This is a genomic window from Streptomyces sp. URMC 127 (assembly GCF_051386535.1).
Lineage (GTDB): Bacteria > Actinomycetota > Actinomycetes > Streptomycetales > Streptomycetaceae > Streptomyces.
Window position 1 is genome coordinate 1 of the sequence record NZ_JBPQTW010000424.1, and the last position, 1,840, is coordinate 1,840.

Genomic DNA, 1,840 nt, shown 5'->3' on the forward strand with positions numbered 1-1,840 from the left:
CGCCATCTCGATCTTGCCACCGAGGTGCATCAGGAACGTACGGTCCGACACCTTGCCCAGCACCACACCCTCGATGCCGCGGAGCTTCTCCACGATCTCGTCGGCGTGCTCGGTGGACGTCGTCGCCATGGTGACGTCGATGCGGAGCTTCTCGTGGCCGGAGGCGGTCACGTCCAGGCCCGTCACGGAGCCGCCCGAGCTCTCCACGGCCGTGGTCAGCTCGCTGACCGAGGTCCCGTTCGCGGGGACCTCCAGCCGGACCGTCATCGAGTAGGAGACGCTGGGCGCCGTTGCCATGGGGTTGCTTCTTCTTTCCGGGATGGTGCGGGTATCAGGAATGGTGCGGGTGCTGTTTCAGGCGCGGACGGCCGTGGCCGCGCGCGTGTGGGGGCGCGCGAGGTTGTCCGGGTGGAGGATCTCCCGGAGCTGCTCCTCGGTGAGCAGGCCCTTGGCCAGGACGAGCTCGTGGACCGCGGCACCCGTGGTCAGGGCCTCCTGCGCGACGGCGGTGGCCTGCTCGTAACCGATGTACGGGTTGAGCGCGGTGGCCAGGCCGATGGACTGCCCGACGAGGCGGGCCAGGTGCTCGCGGTTGGCGGTGATGCCGGTGACGCAGCGCTCGGCCAGGGTCAGGCAGCCGGCCCGCAGGTGGGTGAGGCTCTTGAGGAGGCTGTGGGCGATGACCGGCTCGAAGGCGTTGAGCTGGAGCTGGCCGCCCTCGGCGGCGAACGTGACCGTCACGTCGTTGCCGATGACCTCGAAGGCGATCTGGTTGACGACCTCCGGGATCACCGGGTTCACCTTGCCGGGCATGATGCTCGAACCGGCCTGGACCGGCGGCAGGTTGATCTCGGCGAGGCCGGCGCGCGGGCCGCAGGAGAGCAGGCGCAGATCGTTGCAGGTCTTGGAGAGCTTGACGGCGATCCGCTTGAGCACGCCGGAGAGCTGCACGAACGCGCCCATGTCCTGCGTGGCCTCGACGAGGTCGCCGGCGACGGTGACCGGGACGCCGGTGAGCGAGCCGAGGTGGCGGCAGGCGAGCTCCGCGTACTCGGGGTGGGCGTTGAGGCCGGTGCCGATGGCGGTGCCGCCGAGGTTGATCTCGCGCAGCAGCGCGCACGCCTCGGCGAGCCGGGCCCGGTCCTCCTCCAGCATGACGGCGTAGGCGGCGAACTCCTGGCCCAGTGTCATCGGCACGGCGTCCTGCAGCTGGGTGCGGCCCATCTTCAGGACGTCGGCGAACTCCTCCGCCTTGGCGGCGAAGGCCTCGCGCAGCACGTCCATGGCCTCCAGCAGGCGGAGGGCGGCGAACTGCAGGGAGAGGCGGACGGCGGTCGGGTAGACGTCGTTGGTGCTCTGCCCGGCGTTGACGTCCTCCAGCGGGTGCAGGTGCTTGTACTCGCCGCGGGCGTGGCCGAGGAGCTCCAGCGCCCGGTTGGCGATGACCTCGTTGGCGTTCATGTTGCTGGAGGTGCCGGCGCCGCCCTGGATGACGTCCACGACGAAGTGGTCGTGCCACTGCCCGGCGCGGATCTCCTCGCAGGCCCGCACGATCGCGTCGGCCTTGCGGTCGTCGAGGAGCCCCAGGTCGCGGTTGGCGAGGGCGGCGGCCTGCTTGACGGCGGCGAGCGCGGTGACGAGGTCGGGGTGGGCGGAGACGGGCGTCCCGGTGATCGGGAAGTTCTCCACGGCGCGCAGGGTGTGGACGCCGTAGTACGCGGCGGCGGGCACGTCGCGGTCGCCGAGGAGGTCGTGCTCGCTGCGGAACTCGGTGCGGGGCTCAGGGCTGGACGGGCCGGGGACGGAGGCCGACATGGGGGGATCCGATCGGGTGCGGTGG

General features: G+C 71.1%; 1 protein-coding gene and 1 pseudogene. Both read right to left on the minus strand.

Translation table 11 applies throughout. From position 1 onward, the window contains the following. A pseudogene (locus ACSNOH_RS34665) lies at positions 1 to 297 on the minus strand (NAD-dependent malic enzyme); the annotation flags it as partial. Positions 298 to 354: 57 nt separating this feature from the next. Continuing rightward, positions 355 to 1,815, minus strand: a complete 1,461-nt coding sequence (aspA, locus tag ACSNOH_RS34670; protein WP_436725424.1) for an aspartate ammonia-lyase — start codon at positions 1,813 to 1,815, stop codon at positions 355 to 357. Positions 1,816 to 1,840 lie beyond the last annotated feature (25 nt).